At 63.9% G+C, this 25038-nt stretch carries 25 protein-coding genes and 2 pseudogenes; 6 read left to right on the forward strand and 21 right to left on the reverse strand.

Annotated features, from left to right (window positions below; translation table 11 throughout):
• Positions 1-8: 8 nt before the first annotated feature.
• The 7 genes from H276_RS0109275 to H276_RS0109305 form a co-directional block, all read right to left on the reverse strand.
• Entirely contained in the window at positions 9-1454 is a 1446-nt protein-coding gene (locus H276_RS0109275; protein WP_019971025.1) for a cytosine permease, read from the reverse strand.
• 126 nt (positions 1455-1580) lie between these two features.
• The gene (locus H276_RS0109280) at positions 1581-2624 is read right to left on the reverse strand and encodes an LLM class flavin-dependent oxidoreductase (protein ID WP_019971026.1); all 1044 of its coding nucleotides are present in this window, start codon (positions 2622-2624) and stop codon (positions 1581-1583) included.
• Positions 2624-2830 carry a tautomerase family protein gene (locus tag H276_RS0109285; RefSeq protein ID WP_019971027.1) on the reverse strand — a complete coding sequence of 69 codons (207 nt, stop codon included), beginning with the start codon at positions 2828-2830 and terminating at the stop codon, positions 2624-2626. Before H276_RS0109285 ends, H276_RS0109280 begins: the two co-directional genes overlap by 1 nt.
• Before the next feature lies 1 nt (position 2831).
• Positions 2832-4319: an aldehyde dehydrogenase gene (locus H276_RS0109290; RefSeq protein ID WP_019971028.1), complete on the reverse strand. Its 1488-nt coding sequence runs from the start codon at positions 4317-4319 to the stop codon at positions 2832-2834.
• Positions 4312-5055: an alpha/beta fold hydrolase gene (locus tag H276_RS0109295; protein WP_019971029.1), complete on the reverse strand. Its 744-nt coding sequence runs from the start codon at positions 5053-5055 to the stop codon at positions 4312-4314. The genes H276_RS0109290 and H276_RS0109295 overlap by 8 nt, the downstream gene beginning before the upstream one ends.
• A 6-nt stretch (positions 5056-5061) precedes the next feature.
• Positions 5062-5613: an amino acid synthesis family protein gene (locus tag H276_RS0109300; RefSeq protein ID WP_019971030.1), complete on the reverse strand. Its 552-nt coding sequence runs from the start codon at positions 5611-5613 to the stop codon at positions 5062-5064.
• Entirely contained in the window at positions 5610-6230 is a 621-nt protein-coding gene (locus tag H276_RS0109305) for an amino acid synthesis family protein (RefSeq protein WP_019971031.1), read from the reverse strand. The genes H276_RS0109300 and H276_RS0109305 overlap by 4 nt, the downstream gene beginning before the upstream one ends.
• Before the next feature lie 642 nt (positions 6231-6872).
• On the opposite strand from H276_RS0109305, the gene H276_RS0109310 reads away from it, so the two are divergent.
• Genes H276_RS0109310 through H276_RS0109320 form a run of 3 tightly spaced genes read left to right on the forward strand, consistent with a single transcriptional unit; the run spans position 6873 to position 8562 of the window.
• A complete protein-coding gene (locus H276_RS0109310) occupies positions 6873-7301 on the forward strand; it encodes an ester cyclase (protein ID WP_026356765.1) in 429 nt (142 codons plus the stop codon).
• Positions 7302-7306: 5 nt separating this feature from the next.
• Positions 7307-7825, forward strand: coding sequence for a flavin reductase family protein (locus H276_RS0109315; RefSeq protein WP_019971033.1), 519 nt, complete (start codon positions 7307-7309; stop codon positions 7823-7825).
• Between the two features lie 35 nt (positions 7826-7860).
• Complete coding sequence (locus H276_RS0109320; protein WP_019971034.1) at positions 7861-8562, forward strand: GntR family transcriptional regulator; 702 nt, start codon at positions 7861-7863, stop codon at positions 8560-8562.
• Between the two features lie 26 nt (positions 8563-8588).
• Here H276_RS0109320 and H276_RS0109325 read toward each other — a convergent pair whose 3' ends face one another.
• Both H276_RS0109325 and H276_RS0109330 read right to left on the reverse strand, forming a co-directional pair.
• Complete coding sequence (locus H276_RS0109325) at positions 8589-9245, reverse strand: 3,4-dihydroxy-2-butanone-4-phosphate synthase (protein ID WP_019971035.1); 657 nt, start codon at positions 9243-9245, stop codon at positions 8589-8591.
• Positions 9246-9284: 39 nt separating this feature from the next.
• Positions 9285-9929, reverse strand: a complete 645-nt coding sequence (locus H276_RS0109330; protein WP_019971036.1) for a GntR family transcriptional regulator — start codon at positions 9927-9929, stop codon at positions 9285-9287.
• Positions 9930-10705: 776 nt separating this feature from the next.
• Between H276_RS0109330 and H276_RS0109340 the strand changes: the two genes are divergently transcribed.
• On the forward strand, positions 10706-11452 hold the full coding sequence (locus H276_RS0109340; RefSeq protein ID WP_019971038.1) for an MgtC/SapB family protein: 747 nt from the start codon (positions 10706-10708) through the stop codon (positions 11450-11452).
• Positions 11453-11476: 24 nt separating this feature from the next.
• Here H276_RS0109340 and H276_RS0109345 read toward each other — a convergent pair whose 3' ends face one another.
• Positions 11477-12118, reverse strand: a complete 642-nt coding sequence (locus H276_RS0109345; RefSeq protein WP_026356766.1) for an FKBP-type peptidyl-prolyl cis-trans isomerase — start codon at positions 12116-12118, stop codon at positions 11477-11479.
• Between the two features lie 513 nt (positions 12119-12631).
• On the opposite strand from H276_RS0109345, the gene H276_RS0109355 reads away from it, so the two are divergent.
• Entirely contained in the window at positions 12632-13858 is a 1227-nt protein-coding gene (locus H276_RS0109355; protein WP_019971042.1) for a S1C family serine protease, read from the forward strand.
• 91 nt (positions 13859-13949) lie between these two features.
• Here the strand turns inward: H276_RS0109355 and H276_RS0109360 are convergent, their stop codons facing one another.
• From H276_RS0109360 to H276_RS24595, 5 genes and pseudogenes are all read right to left on the reverse strand, one after another.
• Entirely contained in the window at positions 13950-14558 is a 609-nt protein-coding gene (locus H276_RS0109360) for a trans-aconitate 2-methyltransferase (protein ID WP_026356767.1), read from the reverse strand.
• 510 nt (positions 14559-15068) lie between these two features.
• Positions 15069-15749: a response regulator gene (locus H276_RS0109365; RefSeq protein ID WP_026356768.1), complete on the reverse strand. Its 681-nt coding sequence runs from the start codon at positions 15747-15749 to the stop codon at positions 15069-15071.
• Positions 15731-15940, reverse strand: coding sequence for an ATP-binding protein (locus H276_RS0109370; RefSeq protein ID WP_019971046.1), 210 nt, complete (start codon positions 15938-15940; stop codon positions 15731-15733). The genes H276_RS0109365 and H276_RS0109370 overlap by 19 nt, the downstream gene beginning before the upstream one ends.
• A 554-nt stretch (positions 15941-16494) precedes the next feature.
• Positions 16495-16872, reverse strand: a complete 378-nt coding sequence (locus H276_RS0109375) for a nuclear transport factor 2 family protein (RefSeq protein ID WP_019971047.1) — start codon at positions 16870-16872, stop codon at positions 16495-16497.
• A 142-nt stretch (positions 16873-17014) separates the two neighbouring features.
• Positions 17015-17181 (reverse strand): annotated as a pseudogene (locus H276_RS24595) (MMPL family transporter); the annotation flags it as partial.
• 73 nt (positions 17182-17254) lie between these two features.
• On the opposite strand from H276_RS24595, the gene H276_RS0109380 reads away from it, so the two are divergent.
• Positions 17255-18235 carry an ABC transporter substrate-binding protein gene (locus H276_RS0109380; protein ID WP_019971048.1) on the forward strand — a complete coding sequence of 327 codons (981 nt, stop codon included), beginning with the start codon at positions 17255-17257 and terminating at the stop codon, positions 18233-18235.
• A 59-nt stretch (positions 18236-18294) separates the two neighbouring features.
• On the opposite strand, the gene H276_RS0109385 is transcribed toward H276_RS0109380, so the two are convergent.
• From H276_RS0109385 to H276_RS0109410, 6 genes and pseudogenes are all read right to left on the reverse strand, one after another.
• The gene (locus H276_RS0109385; protein ID WP_019971049.1) at positions 18295-20076 is read right to left on the reverse strand and encodes an ABC transporter ATP-binding protein; all 1782 of its coding nucleotides are present in this window, start codon (positions 20074-20076) and stop codon (positions 18295-18297) included.
• The gene (locus H276_RS0109390; RefSeq protein WP_019971050.1) at positions 20073-21764 is read right to left on the reverse strand and encodes an ABC transporter ATP-binding protein; all 1692 of its coding nucleotides are present in this window, start codon (positions 21762-21764) and stop codon (positions 20073-20075) included. The genes H276_RS0109385 and H276_RS0109390 overlap by 4 nt, the downstream gene beginning before the upstream one ends.
• Positions 21765-21832: 68 nt before the next feature.
• Positions 21833-21925: pseudogene (locus H276_RS25275) on the reverse strand (MbtH family NRPS accessory protein); the annotation flags it as partial.
• 131 nt (positions 21926-22056) lie between these two features.
• Positions 22057-22944: an ABC transporter ATP-binding protein gene (locus H276_RS0109400; RefSeq protein WP_019971052.1), complete on the reverse strand. Its 888-nt coding sequence runs from the start codon at positions 22942-22944 to the stop codon at positions 22057-22059.
• The gene (locus H276_RS0109405; protein WP_019971053.1) at positions 22941-24005 is read right to left on the reverse strand and encodes an iron chelate uptake ABC transporter family permease subunit; all 1065 of its coding nucleotides are present in this window, start codon (positions 24003-24005) and stop codon (positions 22941-22943) included. The genes H276_RS0109400 and H276_RS0109405 overlap by 4 nt, the downstream gene beginning before the upstream one ends.
• A complete protein-coding gene (locus H276_RS0109410) occupies positions 24002-25033 on the reverse strand; it encodes an iron ABC transporter permease (protein WP_036460860.1) in 1032 nt (343 codons plus the stop codon). The genes H276_RS0109405 and H276_RS0109410 overlap by 4 nt, the downstream gene beginning before the upstream one ends.
• Positions 25034-25038 lie beyond the last annotated feature (5 nt).

Consider the following 25038-nt stretch of genomic DNA (forward strand, 5'->3'; position numbering starts at 1 on the left):
CGACGGACCTATGTATGCGGGTGCTGGTCCCGGAGAACCGGATTTTTTGTGTGCCACAGCGGAGGTAGCCGGTTGAGGATGATGAACGCGAATCCACCCACCACGAACCCGATGACGTATGAAAGGTCGCCCCAATCAGGGTGTTTGGCTGCGATGGGACCGGTGAAGAACGCCAGCTGCCAGAATGGCATGGATGCCACGACGCCGATGAGCCATGCGATGAATCCCCACTCCAAGATTCGCCGGGAGTCGTAGAGTTCGGCGATCCTGGACCGGTCGTGACGATGGTTGAGGACGTAGTCCAGAAGCAGTAGGGCGCCGAACGGGGCGATCATGTAGGAACTCAAGAACAGGAACGTCTTGAACTTGTTCTCGAAGTTTTCGTCCGCCCAGAGGGCGATGACGTAGGCGATCACGCAGATGAAGACCACTCCGGTGGTACGGCTGACCGGTATCCGCAGTGTCTGAATGGAGATCGCCCCACCGTAGACGTTGAGGAAGTTCTGTGAGAACGACGACAGCAGCACAGCCATCAGTGCGATGACGGCGAAGGGGCCGGCGGTGAGACGATGGAGCGCCTCGATCGGGCTCTCTCCCGCTGTGGCGAAGTGGCCCAGAATCGCGCCGGTGATGCCCAGCCAGGACAGCGACAGGAAGTTGCCCGCGAAGGTCCAGAGCCCGCTGGCACGGTTGACGTGATCCTCGTCGGGGAGATAGCGGGAGTAGTCCGACGCGAACGGCCACCAGGCAATGAGGAAGGACAAGAAGAACCCGGCGAACGTAATCCAGCCACCGATGGGGCCGACCCATCCTTTCGCATCCGGGTTGGCGGGGAATGAACCGGACCAGCCGCGGGAGAGTGACACGATTGTGATCAGCAGAAAGCCGAAGAACAGCACCACGGCGAGGATGCGTTCGAGGAAGTGAATCATGTTGTACCCGTACACGGCCACCGTGAGCTGCAGGCTGACGAGCACGAGGGCCGTCAGCCAGAACGGGATGAACGGCATCAGGGCGTGTGCCGCCTGTGCGCCGAGGATGATCGTGACGGCGGCCCAGCCGATGCCGGCGAAGACGTTGACGTAGGCGACGGGGACGAAGTTGCCGAAGAACCCCAGGGGTCCGCGTGCTTGAATCTGTTGGGGGACACCGAGTCTGCCACCCATCCTGGACATAATGCCCATCACGGCGGCTCCGACGAATGACCCCGCGACGATCGCGGTGATCGCCGAGACCAGCGATATGCCCATGCCGACCGCGGCGAAACCCAGCACCATGATGGGGAAGTTCATGCCGGCGGCAAACCAGATGAAGAACTGGGAGACTGCCTTCCCATGCCGCTCCGAATCGGGGATCGCGTCGGTGCTATAGGGTTCTACGGCTGCGATCTTGTTTCGGTAATGGAGGTCGGCGGCAACCTCACCGGTGGATGCGAGCGAAACGTCTTCACTCATTGATCTGCCTTTCGGTCCTGCTTGTTGTCGGGCTTCGAGTCAGTCGACGGTTGGAGGAGGCGGCCTGACTGCCACGACCGGCGGGAGTCAGCGGAGATTCGTTATGAACGTGCAGAACAACGCATATCAGTTGAAGGCGGGAACGACTTCCTTGATGAAAAGTTCAAGGGACTTGCGCTTTTCGTCGTGTGACATGCTGTTGTCGATCCAGAAGCTGAACTCATCGACCCCGAGTTCCTGGTAGGAGCGCAGCCGCTCGATGACTTCGTCGGGCGTGCCGATCATCGCGGTACGGTGCAGGGACTCGAGTTCGAATTCGGGACGCCCGGCGAACTTCTCTTCTGGGCTGGGGTCGAGGAACCCGTTGACCGGCGTGGTCTTGTTGCCGAACCAGGCGTCGAAGGTGCGGTAGAACTTTGAGATCGCCGCGGCGGCCGGGCGCCAGCCGTCGGGATCGTCGGCGGAGTGAACATGGGTGTGGCGCAACACCATCAGTTCAGGTCGGGGCACCTCGGGGTGATTGGCAACAGCGGTGTCGAACTTGCGTTTGAGGTCGACAACTTCCTCGTCGCCTTTCATCAGCGGGGTAACCATCACATTGCACCCATTCGCCACCGCGAAGTCGTGGGAATCGGGATCGCGCGCGGCGATCCACATCGGCGGCGTCGGTTGCTGGATCGGCTTGGGCACGCTGGTCGAGGTGGGGAACTGCCAGATCTCGCCGTCATGGGCGTAGTCACCCTGCCAGAGCTTGCGTACTGCCGGCACCAGTTCGCGCAGGTACTTACCGCCCTCAGCCGCGGACAGCCCAGGCATCATGCGGTCGAACTCGAACTGGTAGGCGCCGCGCGCCAACCCGACTTCCATGCGGCCGTCGCTGATCACGTCGAGCAGCGAGCATTCGCCGGCGACCCGGATCGGGTTCCAGAACGGGGCGATGATGGTGCCCGCTCCCAGGCGGATCGTGCTGGTCTGGCCGGCGAGGTAAGCCAACAAGGGCATCGGGCTGGGCGAGATCGTGTACTCCATGGCGTGGTGCTCGCCAATCCACACGGTGCCGAAGCCTCCGGCCTCAGCCATCAGGGACAGCTCGGCGAGATTCTCGAAGAGCTGCCGGTGGCTCACCGACTCGTCCCATCGCTCCATGTGGATGAACAAGGAGAATCTCATCACGCACTACCTTTCTTGCGATCCATCTCGGCGATGGTGATATCGCCTGTTGCCCAATGGGTTCGGGGGACCTCGCGGACGATTACCCGAATGTGCTCGGGTTGGGTGTTCACGGTCCGCAGCACGGCCTCGTGTACTTCGTGGATCATGGCGCGGATCTGGTCGTCCGAGCGACCAGCTGCGAGAGTGACCTCGACGAGTGGCATGTCAGCTCCGCATCACGAACGGGTCGGGAACCGGGCCCTCGTTGGTGTTGATCCACACGCTCTTGAGCCGGGTGTACTCCTTCATGGTCTCGGTACCGTGTTCAACACCCACGCCGCTGCTCTTGAAGCCCTGGCGCGGCGACATCGGTGACATGGCCCGGTAGGTGTTGACCCAGATGGTGCCGGCATCCAGCCGCCCGGCCATACGGTGGGCGCGCGCCAGGTTGGTGGTCCAGACGCCGGCCGCGAGGCCGTACTCCGTGTCGTTGGCCAACTGCACGACCTCGTCTTCGGTGTCGAACGGCATGATTGCCGCGACCGGACCGAAGATCTCTTCGCGGACCACCCGCATCTGGTTGTTGACGTCGACCAGAACCGTTGGTTCGTAAAAGAATCCGCCGAGCCCGGCATCGGTGGCGCGACCGCCGGTGAGCACCCGGGCCCCTTCGTCGCGGCCGAGGTCGACGTAGGACGCCACCTTGTTGCGCTGGTCTTCGAACGCCAGCGGACCGATCTCGGTGTCATCGTCGAGCGGGTTGCCCATCCGGATGCTGCTTGCGCGATCGGCGACCAGTTGCAGTAATTCGTCGTAGATCGCCCGCTGTGCGAAAACGCGGCTGCCCGCGATGCAGGTCTGCCCGGCGGCGGCGAAAATGCCTGCCACAACGCCCATTGCAGCGTTGGCGACATTGGCGTCATCGAAGATGATGTTGGGGGATTTGCCGCCCAGCTCAAGTGTCGACCCGATGAACCGGCTTGCCGCCGATGCTGCGATCCGCGCCCCGGTCGCGGTGCTGCCGGTGAACGAGATCTTCGCCAGCCCCGGGTGGTCCACCAGCGGCTGGCCGGCTTCAGCCCCGAACCCGGTGACGACGTTGACCGCGCCGGGCGGGAAGCCGGCCTCGATCACGAGCTCGGCCAGTTTCAGCACGGTCGCCGAGGTGTATTCGGATGGCTTGATCACCACGGTGTTACCGGCACACAACGCGGGCGCCAGCTTGCTGGTGGTCAGCGTCAGCGGCGAGTTCCAGGGGGTGATCGCCCCGACCACACCGAGCGGTTCGCGCATGGTGTAGTTGAGCACTCGCCGGTCCGATGTGGGGACCACAGCGCCCTCGATCTTGTCGGCCAAACCCGCGTAGTAGTAGTAATACTCGGGCAGCGTGGCCATCTGGCCGCGCATCTCGCGCAGCAATTTGCCGTTGTCGAGGGACTCCGAGCGGGCCAGCTCCTCAGCGTGCTCGCCGATCAGATCTGCGAGGCGGCGCAGCAGGTGCCCGCGCTTGGTCTGGCTGAGGTCACGCCACCGCGGGTCGAGGAACGCCTCGGTGGCCGATACCACCGCGGCATCGATGTCGGTCGCGTTGCCGCGGGCCGCCAGATACAACACCTCGCGGGTGGCAGGGTTCGTGCTCGGGAAGTACTCACCGGATGCAGGCTCCACTGACTTTCCGCCGATGAAGTGCTGCAGCTTGCGGGGTTCAGACACGTGGGTAACCTCCGATGAATTTTCCGAAGAACGAGGACAGTGCGTCGGTGAGTTCGCGCGGGCACTGGACCGGGAGCATGTGTCGCGCACCGGGGATGACGACCGCTTCGCAGCCGGGGATGGCGGCGGCGAGGCGTGACGTCATTTCAGGAGTGGAACCCGGATCGAGCTCACCCGTGACAGCGAGTGCCGGTACGGCGATGCGGTGTAAGTCAGGGCCGACCTCGGCATCGCCGGTGGCGAACACTCGATAGCAGTTCACAAAACTGTCCGGATCGTTGGCCAGCAGCGTCGCCTTGGTCTGTGCGATCTGGTCGGCGGCGACGTCGGTACCGTCGTACCAACGATGCAGGGACGCAGCCGAACTCGCTGCAACGTCCGTGGCGGCGGTATCGAGTCTGGCCAGTACCGCTGCCCGCTCCTCCGGAGTCCGTTGGCACACTGAGGCAACCGAGGTAAGCGAAGCGACCAGCTCCGGTCGGTGCACGGCCAGATACTGGGCGACGAGTGCACCGAGGGAGAATCCGACCAGATGCGACCCGGCTGGGATCTCGTCGGCCACGCCGTTGGCCAAGTCCGCCAACGTCACTCCCGCCGGGGCCGGTGGCCGGCCGCCGTGCCCGGGCAGGTCGGGAACCAGGACCGTGAACCGGTCGTCCAGCAGCGCAGTCACCGGCTCCCACACGGTGTGGTCAAGGCCCACCCCGTGCAGCAGAACGAGTGTCGGCCCGGTCATCGATCGTTACTTTTCGCTGCTCAGGGGAGCGAGGCGCTGCTGTGGGCGACCTTGTGTAGCAGCTGCGAGCGCAATGACGATCTCGTCGGCGTGTGGAGCGTCGGCGATGCGCACCTCGATGGTCTGATGGTGCGACCGGATGGTGGCATCGGTGATGTGCTTGAGCGGGACGTCGAAGATGACACCGGCTGGACCGCGCTTCTCGACAGCAGGCAACAGGGTGGTGGCGTTGGCCGCCTTGCGGAAGTGATCACCGAACTTCAGTGTGTGGATAAGCCCCGAGCCATGCTCGATCTCGCCATTGAGGCCGACGATCGCGGCCTTACCGTAGGCCTCCGCAGTACCCTCGAGAGCTTCCAGGACCAGGGGTGCCAGCAGTGCACCCACATCGGAGGCGGTCGCATCGATACCGGGAGCCAAGTCCTCGACGAAACCCTGTCCAGCCCAGGGGTTTTCGATCACCGCGGCGATGACGGCGATGCGCGCCGGCGGGTTCACCTCGCGTCCGCCCTCGGTGCGGATCTCCTCGACGACGGTGACGATCTTGCGCAGCTTCATGACAGGGCACTCTCCAGATTCTTGACGGTGACGGCGGGGTCAGTTTTGCGGTCCCCGATGCGGGGGTGGGGCCGTGGACCGGTCGATCCGGCGGCGATGATGACGATCTCGTCGGGGCGGGGCGCGTCGGACACCCTGGCGCTGACGGTCTGGTAATGGCTGCGGGTCGCGGCATGTGTCTTGTGCCAGAGTGGAACGACCAGTGCCGCACCGGCTTCGGACCGAGTATCAGCGAAGCAGATGATCGATTCGCCCTCCAGGAACTCCCGCATGAGGTTGCCGAAGTAGGGGGTGTGGATCAGCGCGCCACCGTGCTCGATTTCTCCGGCATTACCGACGATGGCAGCCTTGCCGAACGCCTCGACTGCATCGACCCCACCGAGCGCCGCCACCAAACGATCACTCAGGAGTTGGGCGAGTACCGGAGCGATTTGGGTGACCTCTGGCTGAAGGTCACGTGACGGACCGGTTCCCAACCATGGATTGGCGATCACTGCGGCGACAGTGGCCTGCAGCGCCGGATTGTCCGGTCGTTCGCCGGCCTCGGTTACCACCGCCTCGCGATAGAGAACCAGCTTCCTCAACCCGATGCTGCCTTCGCGCCCACTCTCTTGCATGCCACAGCACAGTAGACCTCTACTGAGAGTTGGTCAATAGTGTATTGGGCCTTTGCGCGGAAATCTGATATGGGCGCTGGCGATGTAACCGCAATGACGACTAAACATGTTGAAACACAGGGTTGTTCAACATTCATGCACGATGGTCGCCGAAGGCATTATTTGGGCGGTGGAAGGTCTGGTTGCGTCCAACCCCCATCACATTGACATACAACTATGAGCTACGTTACATTTTGTTGTATGCAAGCTTGTCGGCTTTCCGCATGACTCGAGGGATTGCCATGTCTCGGCAGGCTCGACGACCTTCGCGCTGCGGCGGCGGGAGCTGTCGCAGGAGGTGCGAGCAGACAGACTGGCTCTGCCCGCGACCGGCCCGTGGCGGGTTTTTGCACGAGTGTTCAGATCGTTGCGATCCAGATGACCTGGGTGTTTCTTCCCGAACACCACAGTGTTGGTACCGCAGCTGCTCGGTAGGACGCCCTGGCCGGAGGCGTCGGCGCCCGCTAGCCGGCCGTGCTTTCAGTGAACTTGATCTTCCTGGAGTACTTGGCTTTTGGTCCGTCGGAGCATCGCCCGGCCATGACGCAGTCAATTCGTCCGTATGAGCAGATCGGTAGTCGCACAGTGAAAGGAGACAAGGACATGTCTGACATCGACGACCGTCGTGATCGGATCCAGCAAGTGTGGGAGGCGGCATGGGACCGCGGGGAAGTAGATGCTCTCGACAAGCTGTTTAGCCCAGACTACCTGCGGTTTGGCACTTCCAGCAGCGGTCAGGGTTTGGCCGATTTCAAGGCGTCGATTGTCAGCACCCGCGGCGCGTTTCCCGATCTTCTGACCGTGGTGGACGAAATTATCATCGAGGGCGATCGTGCCGCGGTTCGTTGGCACAGCACGGGAACGCACCAGCATCCGTTCTTGGGGGTACCGGCCACTCACCGCACAGTCGAGATCAGCGGGGCGACGTTCTCGCGATTTGACGGCGACCATGTCGTTGAAGAGTTCGTCACCTGGGACCCCAGAGCGCTCCTGACTGCGCTCGGGATCATCACCGTCGGCCAGGATCGTTGATCGAGATGACGAAAGACGACGGCGCAACGGCCCAGATTGAGCCCGACCTCAACGTGATGAAGCAGGTCAATCGACAGTTCATCAGCGGAGTCACGGTTGTTACTGCGCTAGATCAGCAGACGCCTCGGGGCTTGGCGGTTAATGCTTTCTCCAGCATCTCGCTCGAACCCCCAACGGTGATGGTTGCGGTACAGCGAACATCGTCTACTCACGACTGCCTTTATCGGGCGAAGCACCTGGCCATCAACATCTTGTCGACCGATCAACTCGATGTGGTCAATGTCTTTGCCACGAAAACCCCGGACAAGTTCTCAGGCCTGGATTGGGTTCCGGGACCGTTCGGGAGCCCGCTGATCAACCACAGCGGCGCTCAGATGGAAGTGGAGATCCGCGAACGACTGCAAGCCAGCACCCATACGGTGTTCATCTGCCGAGTGGTGCACGCCGCGGTCAGTGACCGTCCGCCGATGGTTTACAGTGCCGGTAAGTTTTTCGATGGCGGCGCTTTGTCGCCGCTGGGCTGACCCAGGGTTGGAGTGACATCGAAGGGGAGGCACGGGTGAGAAGCGACGACGGCTCCCGCAACGGCTCTATTCAGAGCAGACTGATTGCTGAAGTCCGTCGTCGCATCATCACCGGTGAGATCGCTCCCGGAGTCAACATCTCAGAACTCGCTCTGGCCGAGGAGTTCGGAGTCTCCCGCACCCCGGTACGCGAGACGTTCAAGCAGCTGCAGACCGAAGGCCTGATCGAGATTCGACCTCGAGTCGGTACTTTCGTGACTACGCCGTCGCGGCGCGAAATCCTGGAGCTGTTCGAGATGAAAGAGCTGTTGGAAGGCGCTGCGGCACGGTTGCTTGCCCAACGTGGGCGTGTGCCGGAAGTCGATCGACTCGAAGAAAACTTGCGCCAGTTCGATCAGGCCGTGGCGTCCGACGATCGGGCCCGGTACGTCGAACTCATCGACGAGTTTCACAACCTACTCATCGTCGGTGCCGACAACGCCAAATTGGAAAGTCACTACCGGACGTTGATGAACCAGCTCGCCTACTCGCGCCTGGTGACCACTTCACTGAGCCAGCCCGGTCGGCCGCTGCAGTCCAACCGCGAGCACCGTCAGGTGCTGGATCTGATCCTCGCCAAAGACGGTGATACTGCCGAACGCGTGATGCGCGAACACGTCCGTGCCAGCCGTCAGGCCCTTCTTGCTGGTCTCGACCAGGGGTCAACCGCTTCCCGTGGCCGACGACACGCAGTCTAGTTGCGCCGAGAAGCCATGCCGCTCGGTTAGTTCGTTCGCGTTGCCCGGACGCCGTCCGGCCGTGTGTCGATACCAGAGGTGCCGGCGCTCAGCGCCAGTTGGTGGTTCAGTGCAAATAACGTCGCGGTCAGGCCGTCAAGGATCTCGCCGGCGTCATCGACGAGTCGGCACATCACGACCACCGGCGGATGTCCTGCTGCTCTGCTCAGATCGACGGCACGTTCCCACGCCCGCCCCCGCTCTGTGAAACCGCCGTCCGCACAGCGGACCGGCAGGATGTGACCCGGCCGGGTCACATCATCGGCGACGGTGCCGGGGTCTGCGAGCACTCGCATGGTGTGTGCCCGGTCCCGCGCGGATATGCCTGTGCCGATGCCTGATGCAGCATCGACAGCCACCGTGAACGACGCACCGCTGTTCTCCGAGGCGAGAATCGGCTGATCCGGTATCCGCAATCTGTCCAGCAGTGAACTCGGCATCGCGGCGTGAACAATTCCAGACGAGTGACTGATGGCGAAGTGCAGTTGGGCTGTGGTGGCGGTGGCTGCCGGAAATGCGAGCAGCGCGCCGCCCTCATCGAGGAACACTGCGGGCAATCCTGCAGCAAACGCTTCCCGGACCTCGGCACGAAAACCATCGGCCCAGCCGGCGTTTTTCGCGAACGGTGTGATTGTGCCGGTCATCGATCGTGCTCCTGGTCTGATTGTTCGTCGGATTGGTGGTCAGAACTGCACGCCGGCCAGCAGCGCTTGCCGGCTGGCGCGGACATGTTCGCGCATCACACGTTCGGCGTTGGCACCGTCCTGGGCGACGATCAGCTCGAACACGTGGCGATGCTCGCGGTCACACTGGGCAAGCCGGCCGGGCTGGCTCAGCGAAGTGGTCACCAGGCGCGAGTAGGCGAGCTGGTTCATCAACGTCCGGTAGTGGCCCTGCAACTTGGCGTTGTCGGCCCCGGACATGAGCACGTTGTGAAACTCGTGAACCAGCTCGGCGTACCGGGCGCGATCATCATCGACCACTGCAGCGGCGGCTCGCTGGAGGTTGCTTTCCAGCTGATCGATTTCCGGCACCCTTCCGCGCTCGGCGAGTAGCCGGGCGCCGGCGCCTTCGAGTAGTTCTTTCATCTCGAACAACTCGACAATCTCGCGCCGCGACGGGGTAGTGACGAACGTGCCGACCCGGGGCCGGATCTCGACCAGCCCCTCGGTCTGCAGCTGCTTGAACGTCTCGCGTACCGGGGTGCGGGACACTCCGAACTCCTCGGCAAGGGTCAGTTCGGAGATATTCACACCGGGTGGGATCTCGCCGGCGATGATGCGTCGACGTATCTCGGCAATCAGCCGGTCGGGCTTGGAACGACTCACGGGATATCGCGGGTAACGGTGTTGCTGCGGCAGATGTCGACAGGCACTGGATTTACCTCTTCCGGTGATGATCTGGTGTGGATGCGCCAACGGGCCGAACAGTTGTTATGGCTGTTATGGCGAGACCGCGGTCGGGACCGGGGTCGGCCACCTCGCCGGATGCGCTTGTGGTATGCAACAGAATGTAGCTGTCGACATAAAAGCATGTCAATGTGATGCGAGATGCTAAATCAGTTTTTCTGCATATCAGTGTGGATCCAACCGATCATGTGGCTAAAACCGCTGGAGCATGGCACTTGTGGGACGCTGTTTCGCGCACAACGATGCATCAATCAGGCGCACGAGCACAAGCTCATTGTCCTGAAACTGGATGTCCACTGGCATGCAAGAAAGGCAGTGTTGGGTGTTCGAACCCAGTTTTGGTGGAGCATCGGAGCCCTCGGAGACCCTCTGTGGCTGAGTCGCTCGACGAGCTCCTCAACGGTGCTCGCCGCGGACTTGGCCGCTCACCCTGCCGGTTGGGTACGAATATCCTTATCGCACAACGGTTTCTGTCCAACGCATTGCTGACAGCCCAGGAAGACCGAACATGCTGATCCGCCCGTGGGACGCTGCATTGGATACCGCCGAATGGCACAATCCGGTGTTCCGGGCTTCAGGCCACGCCACGCAACCGCGCGGTCGTCGGAAAGGTAACGCCCCGAATATCGGGTGATCACCGGCCCACACGCCGCGTGTGGTCAGCGCCAGAAATGGCGCCTATGGTGGCATGACATATGTGGGTGGCTGATGCATTTTTCAGTGGGGCCGGACAGGGGCCCCGCCAGATCGTCGAGTTGGTGGCCGCTTTTGCGCTCACTGCCTTGATCGGACTCGAACGTGAGGCCAGGGGCAAGAGCGCGGGTCTTCGCACGCAAGCGATCGTGGGTACATCCGCGGCGCTGATCTTGTTGGTGAGCAAGTACGGCTTTGGCGATGTCGTGACGGCAGGTGCCGTTGTCCTCGACCCGTCTCGGGTCGCCGCACAGATCGTCTCCGGCATCGGTTTCCTCGGAGCCGGCATCATCATCACGCGCCGCGGTGCCGTGGTGGGGTTGACGACCGCGGCAGCAATCTGGGAATCGGCCGCGATCGGCATGGCGGCTGCCGCGGGTCTGCTTCTGTTGGCGATTGTCGTCACGGCACTGCATTTCACCATCGTGCTGGGGATCGGGCCGGGACTGCGGAAGCTGTTGCGGCGATTGCCTGGATCTGTTCAGGTACACGTCATCTATCTGGACGGCCGCGGGATTCTGCGCCAGCTGCTGCAGGTGTGCGACGTACATCGATGGCATCTGATCTCGCTGGTGGCCGATTCACCGGGTGGTGCTCCGTCGGTTCTGACGGCCCAAAGTCCCGTGATGCCAGGAGAAGTGGGGATCACCATGACGTTGTCAGGTGCGGGCGTCATGGAAGCAAGCCGGGTGCTCGCGGGTGTCGACGGTGTCGTTCGCATCGACCAGATCCACGACGACGCCTTGTGAGTACGGCGGTCGCCTGCGCCGGCCTCAGTCCGTGGCGTCGAGAATCTTGATCGCGAAGACGAGTGTGTCACCCTTCTGGATTCCGGCGCGGGGCTCGCCATCGGGATACCCGTCGGCGGACGACATGGCGACGGCGACCGTGGAGCCGACCTTCTGTCCTGCGATGGCCTTCTTGAAACCGGTCACGACGCCGTCAAGCGGGAACTGCACCGGCTCGCCGCGTTGGTAACTGCTGTCGAACACATTCCCGTCACGTCCGTTGACGCCCATGTAGCAAACGGAAACCGTTGCGGTGTCGGCGACGACGGGGCCGTCTCCGGGTTGCAGTGTGTGCACCTGGGTCTCGGTCACGGTGAACGGTGTGCCCACGGCGACGTTCGGCGCCGCGGTATCGGTGGATCCCGTCACGGCGACGTTGCCGGTGGCGCCGGCCAGCGTCCATTCGGGGTTGGCACCGGTGTTTGGTGCTGCCGTCGGGCACGCACTGGCGATGGGTGCCGTTGTGCTGACGGGCGACGGAGCCGATTCGGACGCGGAAGACGTATGTGTCGCCGGCGTGCTTGCCGATTGGTTGTCCGCGTCGGAGCCGCATGCGGCGAGTGTCATGGTGATCGATGCGGCGCAGGCTGCCAACACGACGGAGCAAGACACGCGAGAGGAGTTCACGGCCGTCACCGTAACAGCCTCGTTGCCCGGTCAGGTGGCCCGCGTGATCTGACCGGCTGCGGCCGACAGGAGTTCTGGGAAAGACTCACCCCGACGGCTGACCGAGCCTGGCACCGACCCCGTCAAAGTCTTGGACAGCACCGAACTCATTCTCAGCAAAGTCTCAGTCAGCACAGGCAACCTACAGTCGGACGCCGCCACGGCGTATGAACATCTGCGTCTCGAGGAAGAAGAACCCACGCAATGAGCGACTGGTCGAGGAATTCGTCACAGGGAAGCCACGGCGAGTGGCAGCCGAAACAGCCATCCGATCAAGATAACCCGGCACAGTGGAGCCAGTCCGAGCAGCACTACCCGTACAACCCAGCCGGCGCCACCGGAACGAACCCCCCGCCCTATGCTCCGAGACCTGAGGCGAGTACTCCGTTCCAGGAAGGGCCGACGCAGCAAAAGCCGCAGCGTCGGAAGCGCCCTCGAGTCGGCCTACTCGTAGCAGGCACGGCCGCGGTTGCCATGGTGGCAGGCGCCGCGACGGCGGTCGCGGTCGTCGACCATGTGGGACATGCCGTACCTACCGCCCAGGCGCCGGCCCCGGTGAACATCGGAAAGCCCGCGCCTGCCAATGGTTCCGCACCAACCCAGCCAGGAAGCGCGGTGCCCACCGGATCGGTCGAGCAGGTGTCGGCCAAGGTCTTGCCCAGCGTGGTGAAACTGCAGATCCAAAGCGGGCAAGAACGTGAGGAGGGGTCCGGCATCGTGCTCAGCGCCGATGGGCTGATCCTCACCAACAACCATGTCGTGGCCGCGGTCGCACAAGATGCTCGTGGTCAGCAGCCGATGCCTGCCGAAAGCGGGCCGAGTATCCGAATTCCCGGTCTGCCGCGCGGAATGTTCCCGGGTGGAGAGCTCCCCGGCGACGGTCAGTCCGGACCGGACGCCCAGGATCCGTTCGCCAGGCCGTCCGCCCGGGTCGCCGGCGCTGCACAGGCAACTGTGACCTTCTCCGATGGCCGCACAGTACCGTTTACCGTCGTCGGAACCGACCCCGACGACGACATCGCGGTGGTGCAGGCCCAGAACGTCTCCGGGCTCACTCCGATCACCATCGGCTCTTCGAAGGATCTGAAGGTGGGAGAGAACGTCGTCGCGGTCGGCTCACCGTTGGGCCTGCAGGGGACCGTTACGACCGGCATCATCAGTGCATTGGATCGTCCGGTCGTCACCGGTGATGAGCAGACTGGTCAGCATTCGGTGATCAGTGCCATTCAGACCGACGCGGCGATCAATCCGGGCAACTCCGGAGGCGCGCTGGTGGACATGAACGGCGATCTCGTCGGGGTGAATTCCGCCATTGCTTCGCTGGGCAGTGCTCAGGGCTCGCAAAGCGGTTCCATCGGACTCGGCTTCGCAATCCCGGTGGATCAAGCAAAACGTATTGCCGACGAGCTGGTTTCAACGGGAACGGTCCAGCACGCCTCCCTGGGCGTCCAACTCGCGTCTGGTAACGACACGTCCGGGGCGATGGTCGCCGGGGTCGTCGACGGGAGTCCGGCAGCCCAGGCCGGACTGCCCAACGGCGTGGTGATCACAAAGCTCGACAACCAGGTGATCGACGGTCCCGACGCTCTGGTCGCAGCGGTTCATTCCAAGGCGCCCGGGGACAACATCACGCTGACCTACGATGACCAGTCGGGAGCTTCTCGCACCGTGCAGGTCACCCTCGGGCAGCTCCAGTCGTAACCGCACACTCTTGACAGGTCAACGACACAGGGGCCACGAATCCGTCGGGTTCGTGGCCCCTGTCGCTCGATCGGGTCTTTTCGCCAAGGAGTTATGGTGACCGCCGGAGAACCGCGACCAGGAAGTCGGAGTTTTCGGTGAACGGACGTAGATCCCACGAGGACAGCAGCAGATCGGGGGTGAATCCAGCCTCGGCTGCGTCATCGAAAAACTGACCGAATTCGTAGTCGCGACCCCCTCCGAAGCCGATCACCGCCCGACCGTCACCGAGAAGGTGCGCACGAAGTCGGCCCAGCACCTGAATGCGGGTACTCGGGGCGAGAAATGTCATGACGTTGCCGGCCGATACGACCACGTCGAACGGCTGTGAGACGCCACGTGCGGGCAGGTCGAGTTCGGCAAGATCGCCGACGAGCCAGCGTGGCCCAGGGTGATCTTGCTCGGCAGCCTTGATGAGTGCCGGATCGACATCCACGCCGACTACGTCGTGGCCTACGGTGGCGAGGTACCCACCCACGCGGCCGGGGCCGCAGCCGGCATCGAGTATGCGGGCGCCGCGTGCCACCATCGCGTCTATCAGGCGGGCTTCGCCGTCCAGGTCCTGGCCAGCGCGCGCCATGGATCGAAAACGTTCGATGTACCACTGTGAATGGCCGGGGTCAGCCGCGACCTTTTGCATCCAGATGCTCTGCTCGACCACGCCACCATTGTCGCAGCGGGTCCACCACGAGGACATGCCTGGGTTCGAGCGATGTGGTTTGCTGACCGCTATGGCTGGCAGGGTGGGCGCGGTGTGGGCGGACGTGCACACCGAGCGCGTCGCACTCGTCGATGACCTGAGCCGACTCCGGCCGGCCCAATGGTAGGTCGCTTCGTTGTGCGACGGGTGGTCGGTCCGCGACCTCGCCACCGCTTCCCATAACTTCGCGCCTCGTCGAGATCATCGTGCACGGGGAGGACATCCGCCGCCCCTCAGATTGCAGCACTCGTACTGCCTGGACCATGTCGGTACAGCCGTTGCATATGTAGCCGCCGACCGACTGTCGGGCGGCAAGCGGCGGCTGGCCGAGCTCTCCGGATCCGGCGCCGGTGAGTTAGCGCGGCGTATCTGATTGGGGGAGCTGACGCAATATGTTGCGGCAGAACAACACTCGAACGGCAACGACGACGTCACCTCGGCAGGGGGACCGGCCGGCTCAGGCGATTAAGCTCACCGCACCTGCCGATTGGGTGGTTTGTCGACAGCGGCGAATTCCTGTTCGGGCCGACCGGTCGTGCCGTAACGCAGTTGAATCTTGGCCTCGCCGGCGTTGGCCAACGTCGACAGATACCGTTGTGCCGTTGCCCGCGAAACCCCGATCGCCGTGGAGACCTCGGCCGACGACATCGGCTGACCCGATGAGCGAAGTGCCTGGAGTACAAGCTGTTTGGTAGGCGAGGTAGCGGCGGTCGGGGATTGCAGGGGCGTGATGCGGGGGCGCAGAGCATCCAGCGCCGAGTCCACCTTGCTGGCGCCAAGCTTGGTTCCAGAAAGGATTCTGCGATAGCGCGCGTAGCCCGACAGGCGGGCTGCCAGGTCTGCCGGAGCGAATGGCTTCACGAGATAGCTCAGGGCGCCGGCCGCCAACGCTGCGCGGATCGTTCGGGCGTCGGTGGCGGCGCTCAAAACCATACTGTCGCACAGTAACCCACGGATAAAGTCGATCCCCGATCCATCCGGTAGATAGACGTCCACCAAGGCAAGGTCGACGGGGGCTGCCTTGTGGGCAGCGGCGAGCGTTGTCACCGTTGTTGATACGGAGAACCCCGGTAGTGCGTTGACGATGCCTGCGTGCATGTTCGCCACTCGGAAGTCGTCGACCACCAGCACCATCAGGTCTGTGCTAACCATTGGGCTTCCTCCTCCACCATCACACCCGGCAGCCGGGCGATGAACTCTGCGCCGCACAACTCCGTGTCCGGATCACCCGGACTCGACAGCCGGATATCGCCACCCAATGCGCGACTGATCTGGTGAGACAGGGCCATTCCGATGCCGCGCCCACCCGGTATTCCGGAGTCCGGCTCCGTACCGGTCGGCATGGTGCTGGTGACTCATGAAGGCGAGCAGACGGCCTGCGATACCCAGAGTGAGCGTTACTACGGCGACTTGCAGCAACAGCACCTGGGTAGCGAGCCGCACATCCATGTGCAGCCTTCTGGCCATGGGCTGAGCGTACGCGCTGTCGTGAGCACAACGAGCAAAATTAGCAGGATGGTCACGTGCCCGCGGACCGATCGCAGCGATCGTGATGGCGAGCGCCGCCAGCGTTCCGAACCCGAGTCACCGGCCACCTGTGCGATGCGTAGATTTTGGGCCATCGGAATGTCGGGATCGTCCCGGCGTCGACCCGCACCGCGGAGTCCTCGATGTCGGGCGCACCTAAACCACTGGCGCCGAACGTGTTTCGTTCTATGGCGGCAAACGGTGACCGTTGTGTTGAGCGGACGGCGACGACGAGAGACGGCGTCTGTTCCCGCAACCGTTCTTCAGCAGCACAACTCGTAGTCGTGGGGCGAGCCCTTGCCGAAGGGTCTGAACGTGGCTGTGACAAACATCCGACAATTCGCCAACGACTTCACGTTCGGCAGGGGAGTCAGTAGGTCTCGAACGCCGGTAAGGTGTTCCAGCTCGGCCATGTCGTTTCCCAAATACGGCTGATTTTGCCGTCGGTGAATGCAGCGATCAACACCACCTCGATACGAGTAGGGCTTTCGCCCGGGCGGCTGGTCGTGATCCATATCCGGCCTGCGACCTTGTCTGCCGTCTCCACCCAGGCCTGTTCGTCGTATTCCACGGAGTAGTGGATCGGCGTGGAGTAGACGGTCCTGTGGCTTGCGGCGAACGCATCGAAGTCTTGCGTAACGCCGTTGGAGAACATCACGAATGTCGGATGGTAGAAGCGCTCGATGGCTGTGGGGTTTTTGTTCTCCACCATCTGCTCGAACATCTGCCGCAGTACAGCCACGCTCATGGTTCGCCAGTGTTCATCTGCCGCTAGCCCACAGTCAAGGAGGGCCGCCATTTGGCTACCCTCCTTGACCGCGGACTGGTGCGCCGATTACCCGGTGTGGTGTCCGCCTTGCGGACCGGGAGCGGACTTGCATGGCCTGGCCAAATATCAGGCCGACCAGCGAGGCCGCGAAGATGATTCCGGCCGAGGTGATGACACCGCCTGTGGAATGGATGGCACGGATGATCCCGCAGCGATGCTGTTACGTGACTCTTCCCGTACGTGGCCGACCCACAGCAGGTTGTAGTCCACACCGACCGCGACCAAGACGAAACACCCCGTGAGTAAAGGTAGCCTAAGCTAAAGGGCTGCCAGGATCGTCACAGGGAAGTGGAGTTCGTGAATGAAGTTTCAACAAGGAGGGTGGCGCCGGCTGATGATGCCGATCGTCGCCACTGCCGTCGTTGCCGGATTGGTGACTGCCTGCGGAGGCGAATCCACGTCGACGGCAACCGACACCACGACCACGATCAGCCATAAGTTCGGTGAGACAAAGGTTCCGACCAACCCAAGCCGGGTCGTCACCGTGGGCTGGACCGATCAGGATTTCGTACTCCCACTCGGGGTGGTACCTGTCAGCAGTCGCGAATTTTCGGAGAATTACAACGATTTGCCGTGGGTTGAGAAGGCCACCGACGGTAAGGGCGTACCGACATGGGGTGCCGACTCGATCGACTTCGAGGCCATCGCGGCGCAGAAACCCGATCTGATCTTGGCGATTTACGAGACCATCGACCGGCAAACCTACGATCGGCTGTCGCAGATCGCGCCGACAGTCATCCAATCGTCGGACTATGCCGACGAGGAAACCCCCTGGAACGTCCAATTGCTGACTACCGGCAAGGCGCTCGGAAAGGAAACCGAGGCAAAGGCTCTGGTGGATCAGGTACAGGGACGCATCGACGAGGCTCGCGAGAAGAACCCGGAATTCGATGGTAAGACCCTGGTGGTCGATTTCGGCCCGGCTGACGGCGGGCACTACCTGTTGGGCGCCAAGGACCCCCGCCGTTCGTTGTTCACCGCGCTGGGTTTCAACACCCAGGACGTGGTGGGTGACGTCAGTGAGGAGAAGCTGGGACTGCTCGACCGCGACGTGCTGTTCGTCAACGGTGCTACGAAGCAGGAACTCCTCAAATCGCCGGCATTTGCCCGCCTTGGCGTGGTGAGCCAGGATCGTACGCTCTATACCAATTTCGACTCCAAGCTCAGCGATGCACTGACCTACAGCGGTCCCGACTCGCTGCTCTACGCGCTCGACGTGCTGACCCCGCAGCTGGCGAACGCGCTCAACGGCCGACCGGTTGCCGACCTGACCAACGCCTGAGCTGCGCAACAGTATTCGAAGCCCACCGCCGGTCAGATCCATCTCCAGCACGGTGATCGTCAGTTGTGGTTGCTCCAGGCCTGCCACAGCCGAGCATATCTGCCGTCGAGAGCGATGAGTTCGGCGTGGGTACCGTTTTCGACGATGCGACCGTTGTCCATCACCGCGATCTGGTCGGCCTTCGCGGCCTGGGTCAGTCGGTGAGCGACGACGAGGGTGGTGCGACCGGCGGTCGCAGCGGCGGCCGCAAGCTCCAGTTCGACGGCGTGCGCGCTGCCAGCCTCCGCGGTGGCCTCGTCGAGCACCACCACCCGTGGGTCGGCCAGCACCAGCCGGGCCATCGCGACATGCTGCGCCTGCGCTGCTGTCAACGCCACACCGTGTTCACCGACGAGGGTGTCCAGACCGTCGTCGAGGGCCTGCACCCAACCGTGGGCACCGACGGTATCCAGTGCGGCCCAGACCTGTTCGGTGCTGGCGTCGGGTGCCACCAGACGCAGGTCATCGATGAGCGGTCCGGAGAACACGTGGACTTCCTGGGTGATGGTGGCCACCCAGTGTCGCAGCTCGTCGCGCTCGATATCGGCTATCGAGACCCCGCCGATCCGAGCCACCCCGATCGTAGGGGTCAGCATGCCGGCGACGATCCCGGCCAGCGTGGTCTTGCCCGCGCCGGTGGTGCCGACCAGGGCGCACCGAGTGCCCGCCGCGATGTGCAGCGAGACATTGTGCAGCACTTCGGGTCCCGTGTTGTAGGTGTATGAGACTCTCGCGATGTCGACTTCGACGCCGGCTGGAACGCGAGCCCCGGCCGCAGTGTCGTTGCGATCCGCATCAGGCGTCCGTTGGTCGATGACGCCTACCAACCGGCCCAGACTCGCTGAGGCGGACTGGATCTCGTCGAAGTTGTACATCAGTTCACCGATCGGGTTGAACAACCGATGGAACATCAGGGCTGCGGCAGTGACCTGGCCGACAGTGACGTCGCCCGCGCGCACCAGCAGGAAGCCGGACACCAGCGTCGCGGTCAGGCCGATGAACTCGGCCCGGTTGACCCGGCCGACCAGGCGGGTGAAGAAGGTGAACACCGAAATCGAGATGTCGCGCGCCCGCGCCGATGCCCGGTCGATATCGGCCAGGTGCCGGTCGTGGACCTCGTAGGCGTCGATGGTTTTGGCGCCCTGGATCGATTCCACCGTGACCTGCGCCCGGCTGGCGATCGCCACCCGCTCCTCGGCGTACATGGGTGCCGAGCGCGGCAGGTACCACCACAGGCCTGCGACATAGGCAGGGATGGCCAGGCCCCCGGCCAGGCCCAGCCGCCAGTCGATACTGGCCATGCCCGTCAGGGTGACCACACCGAGGAACAAACCGTTGAGGATCATCGGCAGCACCTGCGACACCGTTCGCGCGACCACCGCCACGTCGGGCCCGACCCGCGACAGCAGATCCCCGCGGCCGCTCTGCTCGATCAGGGTGGCCGGCAGGTTCAGGGCCCGATGCAGCACCTGCTCGCGCAGATCTGCCAGCATCTGTTCGCCCAGCCGTGTGGTGAGGTAGGACGACAGCCCGGTGCCCAGGCCACCGGCCACCGCGGCCACCGCGATGACGGCCGCCAGGGCGACCAAGCCGCCAGCGGTGTCACCTTGGTCGGCGCGGTCCACCAGGGTGCCCAGCAGGTAGATCGGCAGTACCGCGGCCCCGGCGGCGGCCAGGCCGACCCCGATCACCGCCGGCAACTGGCCGCGGCGCCGGTGCAAATCGGCCAGCAGCCAGCCCATAGACCGCTTGGTGGTGGCGACCGGAAGTACCGGCGGGGTGATGGGTTCGTCGGAGATCATCGTGTCACCAGATTGCGGTAGTGGTCGTGGGCGTCCACCAGTTCGCGGTGGGTGCCCTCGCTGTGCAGGCGCCCGTCGATTACCAGGAGCACCCGGTCGGCAGCGGCGAGCAACGCCGGGCTGCTGGTGAACACGATCGTGGTGCGCCCGGCCGCGGTGCGCAGCCGGCGTAGACCGTCCGCGATGGCCTGCTCGGTAACCGCGTCGACGGCCGTGGTCGGGTCGTGCAACACCAGCACCTCTGGATTCACCAGCAGGGCGCGGGCCAGGGTCCAGCGCTGGCGTTGTCCACCGGACAGGCTGGAACCGCGTTCGGCCACCGGGTGGGCAAGGCCGTCGGGATGCAGGTCGACCACATCGATCGCGCATGACGCACGCAGAACTTCTTGTATTCCCTGCACATCCGGACCGGTCACCTTCAGATTGGATTCCAGCGTGCCGCTGAACAATGCACTCAGGTGATGCTCGACCAGCAGGTGATTGCGGCGTTGACCTGCCGGAATCTCGGTGATCCGGCGCCCTCCGACCCGTACCGTGCCGGACCGCTCGGAACGCTCGTGGCCGGACAACAGATCGATCAGGGCGGTCGCGTCGCGGACGTCGGTGGTGAGCACAGCGACGAATTCGCCGGGTGCGACGTCGAAGGACAGGTCGCCCAGACCGGCGTGTGTGGCGTGCTGGACCGACAGCGCGCCGGGTGCGACACCAGGCTCGGCCGCAGAAACCTCGGCTGGGGCATGCCGGGTGGGTGCATTGAGGACGTTGGCCACGCGGTTGGCTGAGGCCCGGGCCTCGGCCACCCAGCTCGGCACGATGGCCAGCAACGAGAACGGCTCGATCAGGAATTGGGAGAGCCCGATCACGGTGATCAATTGACCCACCGAAAGATCGCCCTGGATGGCGAAATACGCGGCCAGCACGGCGATGGCCATGGCGGCCAGGGCACCGGCGGCCGCTGCGGCGCCTTGGTGCACGCTCTGAATACGTGCGGCCCGCAGGGTCGCTGACAGTGCCCGGCGGCTGGCCAGCCGGTAGCGTGCGGCCGCATTGGCCTGGGCACCGATGCCCTGCAACGGACGGTGCCCACTGATCAGGTCGGTGGCCAGCGCGGTGGCGCGGCCGATCTCGGCCTGTTGTTCCTCCACTCGGCTCGCGATCAGCGGCGCGGTCAGTTGCAGGCCGACCACCACGACGGGCACGCCCAACAGCACCATCAGCCCCAGTGGCAGGTAGATGCTGAGCAGCACGGCCCCGCAGACAATGGTGCCCACCACCGCGGCAACGATGCGCGGGATGTAGTCCAGCAGGTAAGCGACGTTGTCGGCGTCATCAGATGAGATCGAAAGCAGCTCGCCGACTTTGTATTCGGTGTTGATTCCGGCGGGATCAAGGATCTTGGCGCTGGTCTCCACGCGCAGCAGATGGGATTCGCGCGCGATGGCGAACATCAGCAACCGTGCGCCATAACGGTAAAACACTGTGAGTACTAGGAAGAGCGCAGCCAATACAGCGACCCAGCGAATGATGGCGTCGACACTTCCGGTCGCCACCGCCCGGTCGACGATGATGCCGATTAGCACCGGTATCGAGACCTCGCATAGTTGATGCAGTGCGATCAGGCCGGTGCCTGAGGTGAGCCACTTGAGGTTTCGGCTCACAGTGCGTCGCAGGACGCCGCCGGGGGTCACGCCGATGAAACTGTGTCGGATGCGGCCGCAGAGTGCTGCAGGTGGCTGCGCAGCGATTCGGTAGACCTATCAGCGAACACCGGCCACAGCGAGTGCTGGTTCTCGTCGCTGACGAGCATCGAAAAGCGGCCATTCTGGTTATCAAAAGGGTTGGTATACAAGGCACTCCTCCCGTACGTTCGCGGTCGCCGTAGCACCGAAGGCGGCTCGACGGCGTCGTACCCTGTTGTTGTCGGTTTGGCACTGTGCTGAGTTCTCTCTGCACGTCCCGCAGTGTGTCCGGGCGGGTACCTCACCGCGGCGCCCGAGCTGTGACGGTCCGCGCGTATTGAGATGCCCGCGGCACGATCAACGGCGTCCCGGTCTGCGGATCGTCGATGATCTGACACTGCAGACCGTACACCTCGCCGATCAGATCGGTAGTCATCACGGAGTTCGGATTACCTTGGGCCACAATCTTTCCGGACTTCATCACGATGAGCTTGTCGGCGTATCGACAGGCCTGGTTGAGATCGTGCAACACGGCAACCACGGTCCGGTTGTGCTCATGATTGAGCATCGCGAACAGATCGAGCAGCTCGACCTGGTACGCGATGTCCAGGTACGTGGTCGGTTCATCGAGCAGGATCAGAGGGGTCTGCTGGGCGAGCACCATTGCCACCCAAACCCGTTGCCGCTGACCGCCGGAAAGCTCGTCGACCAGCCGGGCCGAGAGCTCAGTCACGCCGGTATAGCACATCGCGTCGGCAACCGCCTCGGCATCAGCGGGAGACCATTGACGTAGCACTTTCTGATGTGGAAAGCGCCCGCGGGCAACCAAATCCGCGACCGTGATGCCGTCCGGGGCGATCGAGGTCTGCGGCAACAGCCCCAACCGTCGGGCCACCTCCTTGGTGTGCAGCGCGGCGATGTCATGGCCGTCGAGGATCACCTGACCGGCGGCAGGCTTGAGCAGCCGAGCGAATCCACGTAGCAGCGTTGACTTTCCGCACGCATTCGGACCCACGATCGCGGTCACCCGGTCGACGGGAATATCGACCGACAACTCGGTGATGATGGTTCGCTGTTCGTAGCCGATCGTCACCTGGCTCGCCTGCAGTGCGATGCCGGTCTGCACGACGCTGGGGTCTGCGATCGAATTCGCGATTGAGTTCACGGGGGTTCCGCCCTCTTCAGTCATGATCGGCGCCGCGCCTGGGTGAACAGCAGGTACACCAGATACATCCCGCCTACCGACACCGTGACCGCGCCCACCGGCAGCTCATTGTCGGTGAACACGTGTTGGGCGGCGATGTCGCTGGCCAATAGCAGCACCCCTCCCATTGCGGCGGCCGGTATCAGCGCCACGCCTGGACTTGCGGTAAGCCGCCGCGCGATCTGCGGCGCCGCCAGGGCGACGAACGAGATCGGGCCCGCCGCCGCACACGCCAGCGCCACGAGCGCCACTGCGGCTACCAGGTACGCCAAACGGGTCCGTTCCGGTGAAACTCCCAGAGCGCCGGCAGCGTCGTCACCCATCTGCAGCACGGGCAGCTGTGGACCCAGGCCTAGCAGGACCGCGGTGACGATCACCAGGCACACCGTCGTCGGCACCACCTGAGCCCACGTCAGCCCGTTGAGGGTGCCCTGCTGCCACACCGCGGCGGTCACCGCGGTGTGGTGGTCCAGCTTGATCACCACCCATTGGTTCACCGCGTTGAGCACTGCACCCACCCCGATTCCGACCACGATCAGCCGGTAGCCGGCCAGCCCGTTGCGATAGGACAGTGCGTACACCAGCACCGCGGTTATCAATCCGCCGGTCAACGCACCGGCGGCTACGGCGTAGTAACCACCGCCCGTGCCGGCCAGCACCGCCAGCGCGCCGGTGTACGCGCCCGAGTTCACCCCGATGATGTCGGGACTGCCGAGAGGATTGCGGGTCAGCGCCTGGAATATCGCGCCGGACACACCGAGCGCGGCACCCACCAGCAGGGCCATGAGCATGCGTGGCATGCGCCATTGCAGCACCACGACCCGGTCGAACGAGGAGTTCGTGCCGACCAGCACCCGCAACACGTCCACCGGTGTGATCGAGTACTTACCGATCCCGATAGCCAGCACAGCGGCTGTCGCGGCGCCGAACAGCAGCACGGCCACCACCGCAACCGCCCGCCAGGACGCGCGCGCCGAGACCATGCCAACCAGCGGTAGGGAAGCGCGCACCACGCACTGCCGCTTTCCGAAATCGATCACGGTCATGTCCGCTCGCCTCTTGACTTGCGGATCAGCCAGATCAGCACCGGAGCGCCCAGGAAGGCGGTGACGATCCCTGCCGGCAACTCGGCCGGCCGAATCACCACGCGGCCGAGGATGTCGGCGCCGAGCATCAGCGTCGGGGCCACGACGGTGGCGTAGGCCAGGATCCAGCGCCAATCCGGTCCGGTGAAGCGGCGCACCGCATGCGGAACCATCAGCCCGACGAATCCGATTGGCCCTGCACCCGCCGTCGCCGCGCCGGCCAACAAAGTCACCGCTATCAGACTGAGCGTTTGCGTGCGGACCACGTTGCCGCCCATGCTCTTGGCGAGATCGTCGCCGAGCGCGGTGATGTTCAGCGAGCGCGACACCACTACGCACAGCATGACTCCGACGGCGATGAAGGGCGTGATCGCCCCGGCCACCTGCAGCGGTCGTCCGTCGAGCGCCCCGGCGTCCCAGAACCGCATGTTGTCGAAGGCGCGGGGATTGCGCAGTCGGATGACGAAGCCGATACCGTCCATCACCGCGGCGATCGCCACACCGGCCAGCAGTACCCGAACGGGAGTCACCGGTGAGCGTCCGGTCATTCCGACCAGATAGACCATCACCATGGCGAACAGGGCACCCAGGAAGGCGAACCCGATGTAGGTCCAGATGCCGCTGAACCCGCAGAACGCAATTGCGGCCACTACGAACAGAGCGGCACCGGAGTTGATCCCGAGGATCTCCGAATCCGCGAGCGGGTTCCGTCCGACGGCCTGGATCAGTGCTCCGGACAGTCCGAGGGCCAGACCGACCAGAAGCCCCAGCACGGTGCGGGGGATACGCAGGTCGTGCACGATCCACTGATCGCCGACATCGTGGTAGTCGGTGACGGCGTGCCACACTGTTGAGAGCGCGACATTCTCGGTGCCGATGGCGAGGCTGGCGACGCAGACCGTAGCCAGCAGCACGACAGCCCCCGAAAGCCCTACCACGCGGCCGTTGCTGGTGATGCGCTTCCGCGCAACCGGCGCCTGCGCGATCACCGAGC

The organism is Mycobacterium sp. 141, assembly GCF_000382405.1.
In the GTDB taxonomy this organism is placed as follows: domain Bacteria; phylum Actinomycetota; class Actinomycetes; order Mycobacteriales; family Mycobacteriaceae; genus Mycobacterium.

What these genes read in the sequence shown, in the direction of transcription:
- H276_RS0109315 (WP_019971033.1), top strand. Translation starts at nt 7,307, where the DNA reads ATGACGAAAGACGACGGCGCAACGGCCCAGATTGAGCCCGACCTCAAC.
- H276_RS0109400 (WP_019971052.1), bottom strand. Translation starts at nt 22,944, where the DNA reads ATGACTGAAGAGGGCGGAACCCCCGTGAACTCAATCGCGAATTCGATC.
- H276_RS0109405 (WP_019971053.1), bottom strand. Translation starts at nt 24,005, where the DNA reads ATGACCGTGATCGATTTCGGAAAGCGGCAGTGCGTGGTGCGCGCTTCC.
- H276_RS0109295 (WP_019971029.1), bottom strand. Translation starts at nt 5,055, where the DNA reads ATGACCGGGCCGACACTCGTTCTGCTGCACGGGGTGGGCCTTGACCAC.
- H276_RS0109300 (WP_019971030.1), bottom strand. Translation starts at nt 5,613, where the DNA reads ATGAAGCTGCGCAAGATCGTCACCGTCGTCGAGGAGATCCGCACCGAG.
- H276_RS0109385 (WP_019971049.1), bottom strand. Translation starts at nt 20,076, where the DNA reads ATGATCTCCGACGAACCCATCACCCCGCCGGTACTTCCGGTCGCCACC.
- H276_RS0109310 (WP_026356765.1), top strand. Translation starts at nt 6,873, where the DNA reads ATGTCTGACATCGACGACCGTCGTGATCGGATCCAGCAAGTGTGGGAG.
- H276_RS0109340 (WP_019971038.1), top strand. Translation starts at nt 10,706, where the DNA reads ATGTGGGTGGCTGATGCATTTTTCAGTGGGGCCGGACAGGGGCCCCGC.
- H276_RS0109285 (WP_019971027.1), bottom strand. Translation starts at nt 2,830, where the DNA reads ATGCCACTCGTCGAGGTCACTCTCGCAGCTGGTCGCTCGGACGACCAG.
- H276_RS0109305 (WP_019971031.1), bottom strand. Translation starts at nt 6,230, where the DNA reads ATGCAAGAGAGTGGGCGCGAAGGCAGCATCGGGTTGAGGAAGCTGGTT.
- H276_RS0109325 (WP_019971035.1), bottom strand. Translation starts at nt 9,245, where the DNA reads ATGACCGGCACAATCACACCGTTCGCGAAAAACGCCGGCTGGGCCGAT.
- H276_RS0109365 (WP_026356768.1), bottom strand. Translation starts at nt 15,749, where the DNA reads ATGGTTAGCACAGACCTGATGGTGCTGGTGGTCGACGACTTCCGAGTG.
- H276_RS0109355 (WP_019971042.1), top strand. Translation starts at nt 12,632, where the DNA reads ATGGTGGCAGGCGCCGCGACGGCGGTCGCGGTCGTCGACCATGTGGGA.
- H276_RS0109375 (WP_019971047.1), bottom strand. Translation starts at nt 16,872, where the DNA reads ATGAGCGTGGCTGTACTGCGGCAGATGTTCGAGCAGATGGTGGAGAAC.
- H276_RS0109380 (WP_019971048.1), top strand. Translation starts at nt 17,255, where the DNA reads ATGAAGTTTCAACAAGGAGGGTGGCGCCGGCTGATGATGCCGATCGTC.
- H276_RS0109275 (WP_019971025.1), bottom strand. Translation starts at nt 1,454, where the DNA reads ATGAGTGAAGACGTTTCGCTCGCATCCACCGGTGAGGTTGCCGCCGAC.
- H276_RS0109280 (WP_019971026.1), bottom strand. Translation starts at nt 2,624, where the DNA reads ATGAGATTCTCCTTGTTCATCCACATGGAGCGATGGGACGAGTCGGTG.
- H276_RS0109370 (WP_019971046.1), bottom strand. Translation starts at nt 15,940, where the DNA reads ATGCCGACCGGTACGGAGCCGGACTCCGGAATACCGGGTGGGCGCGGC.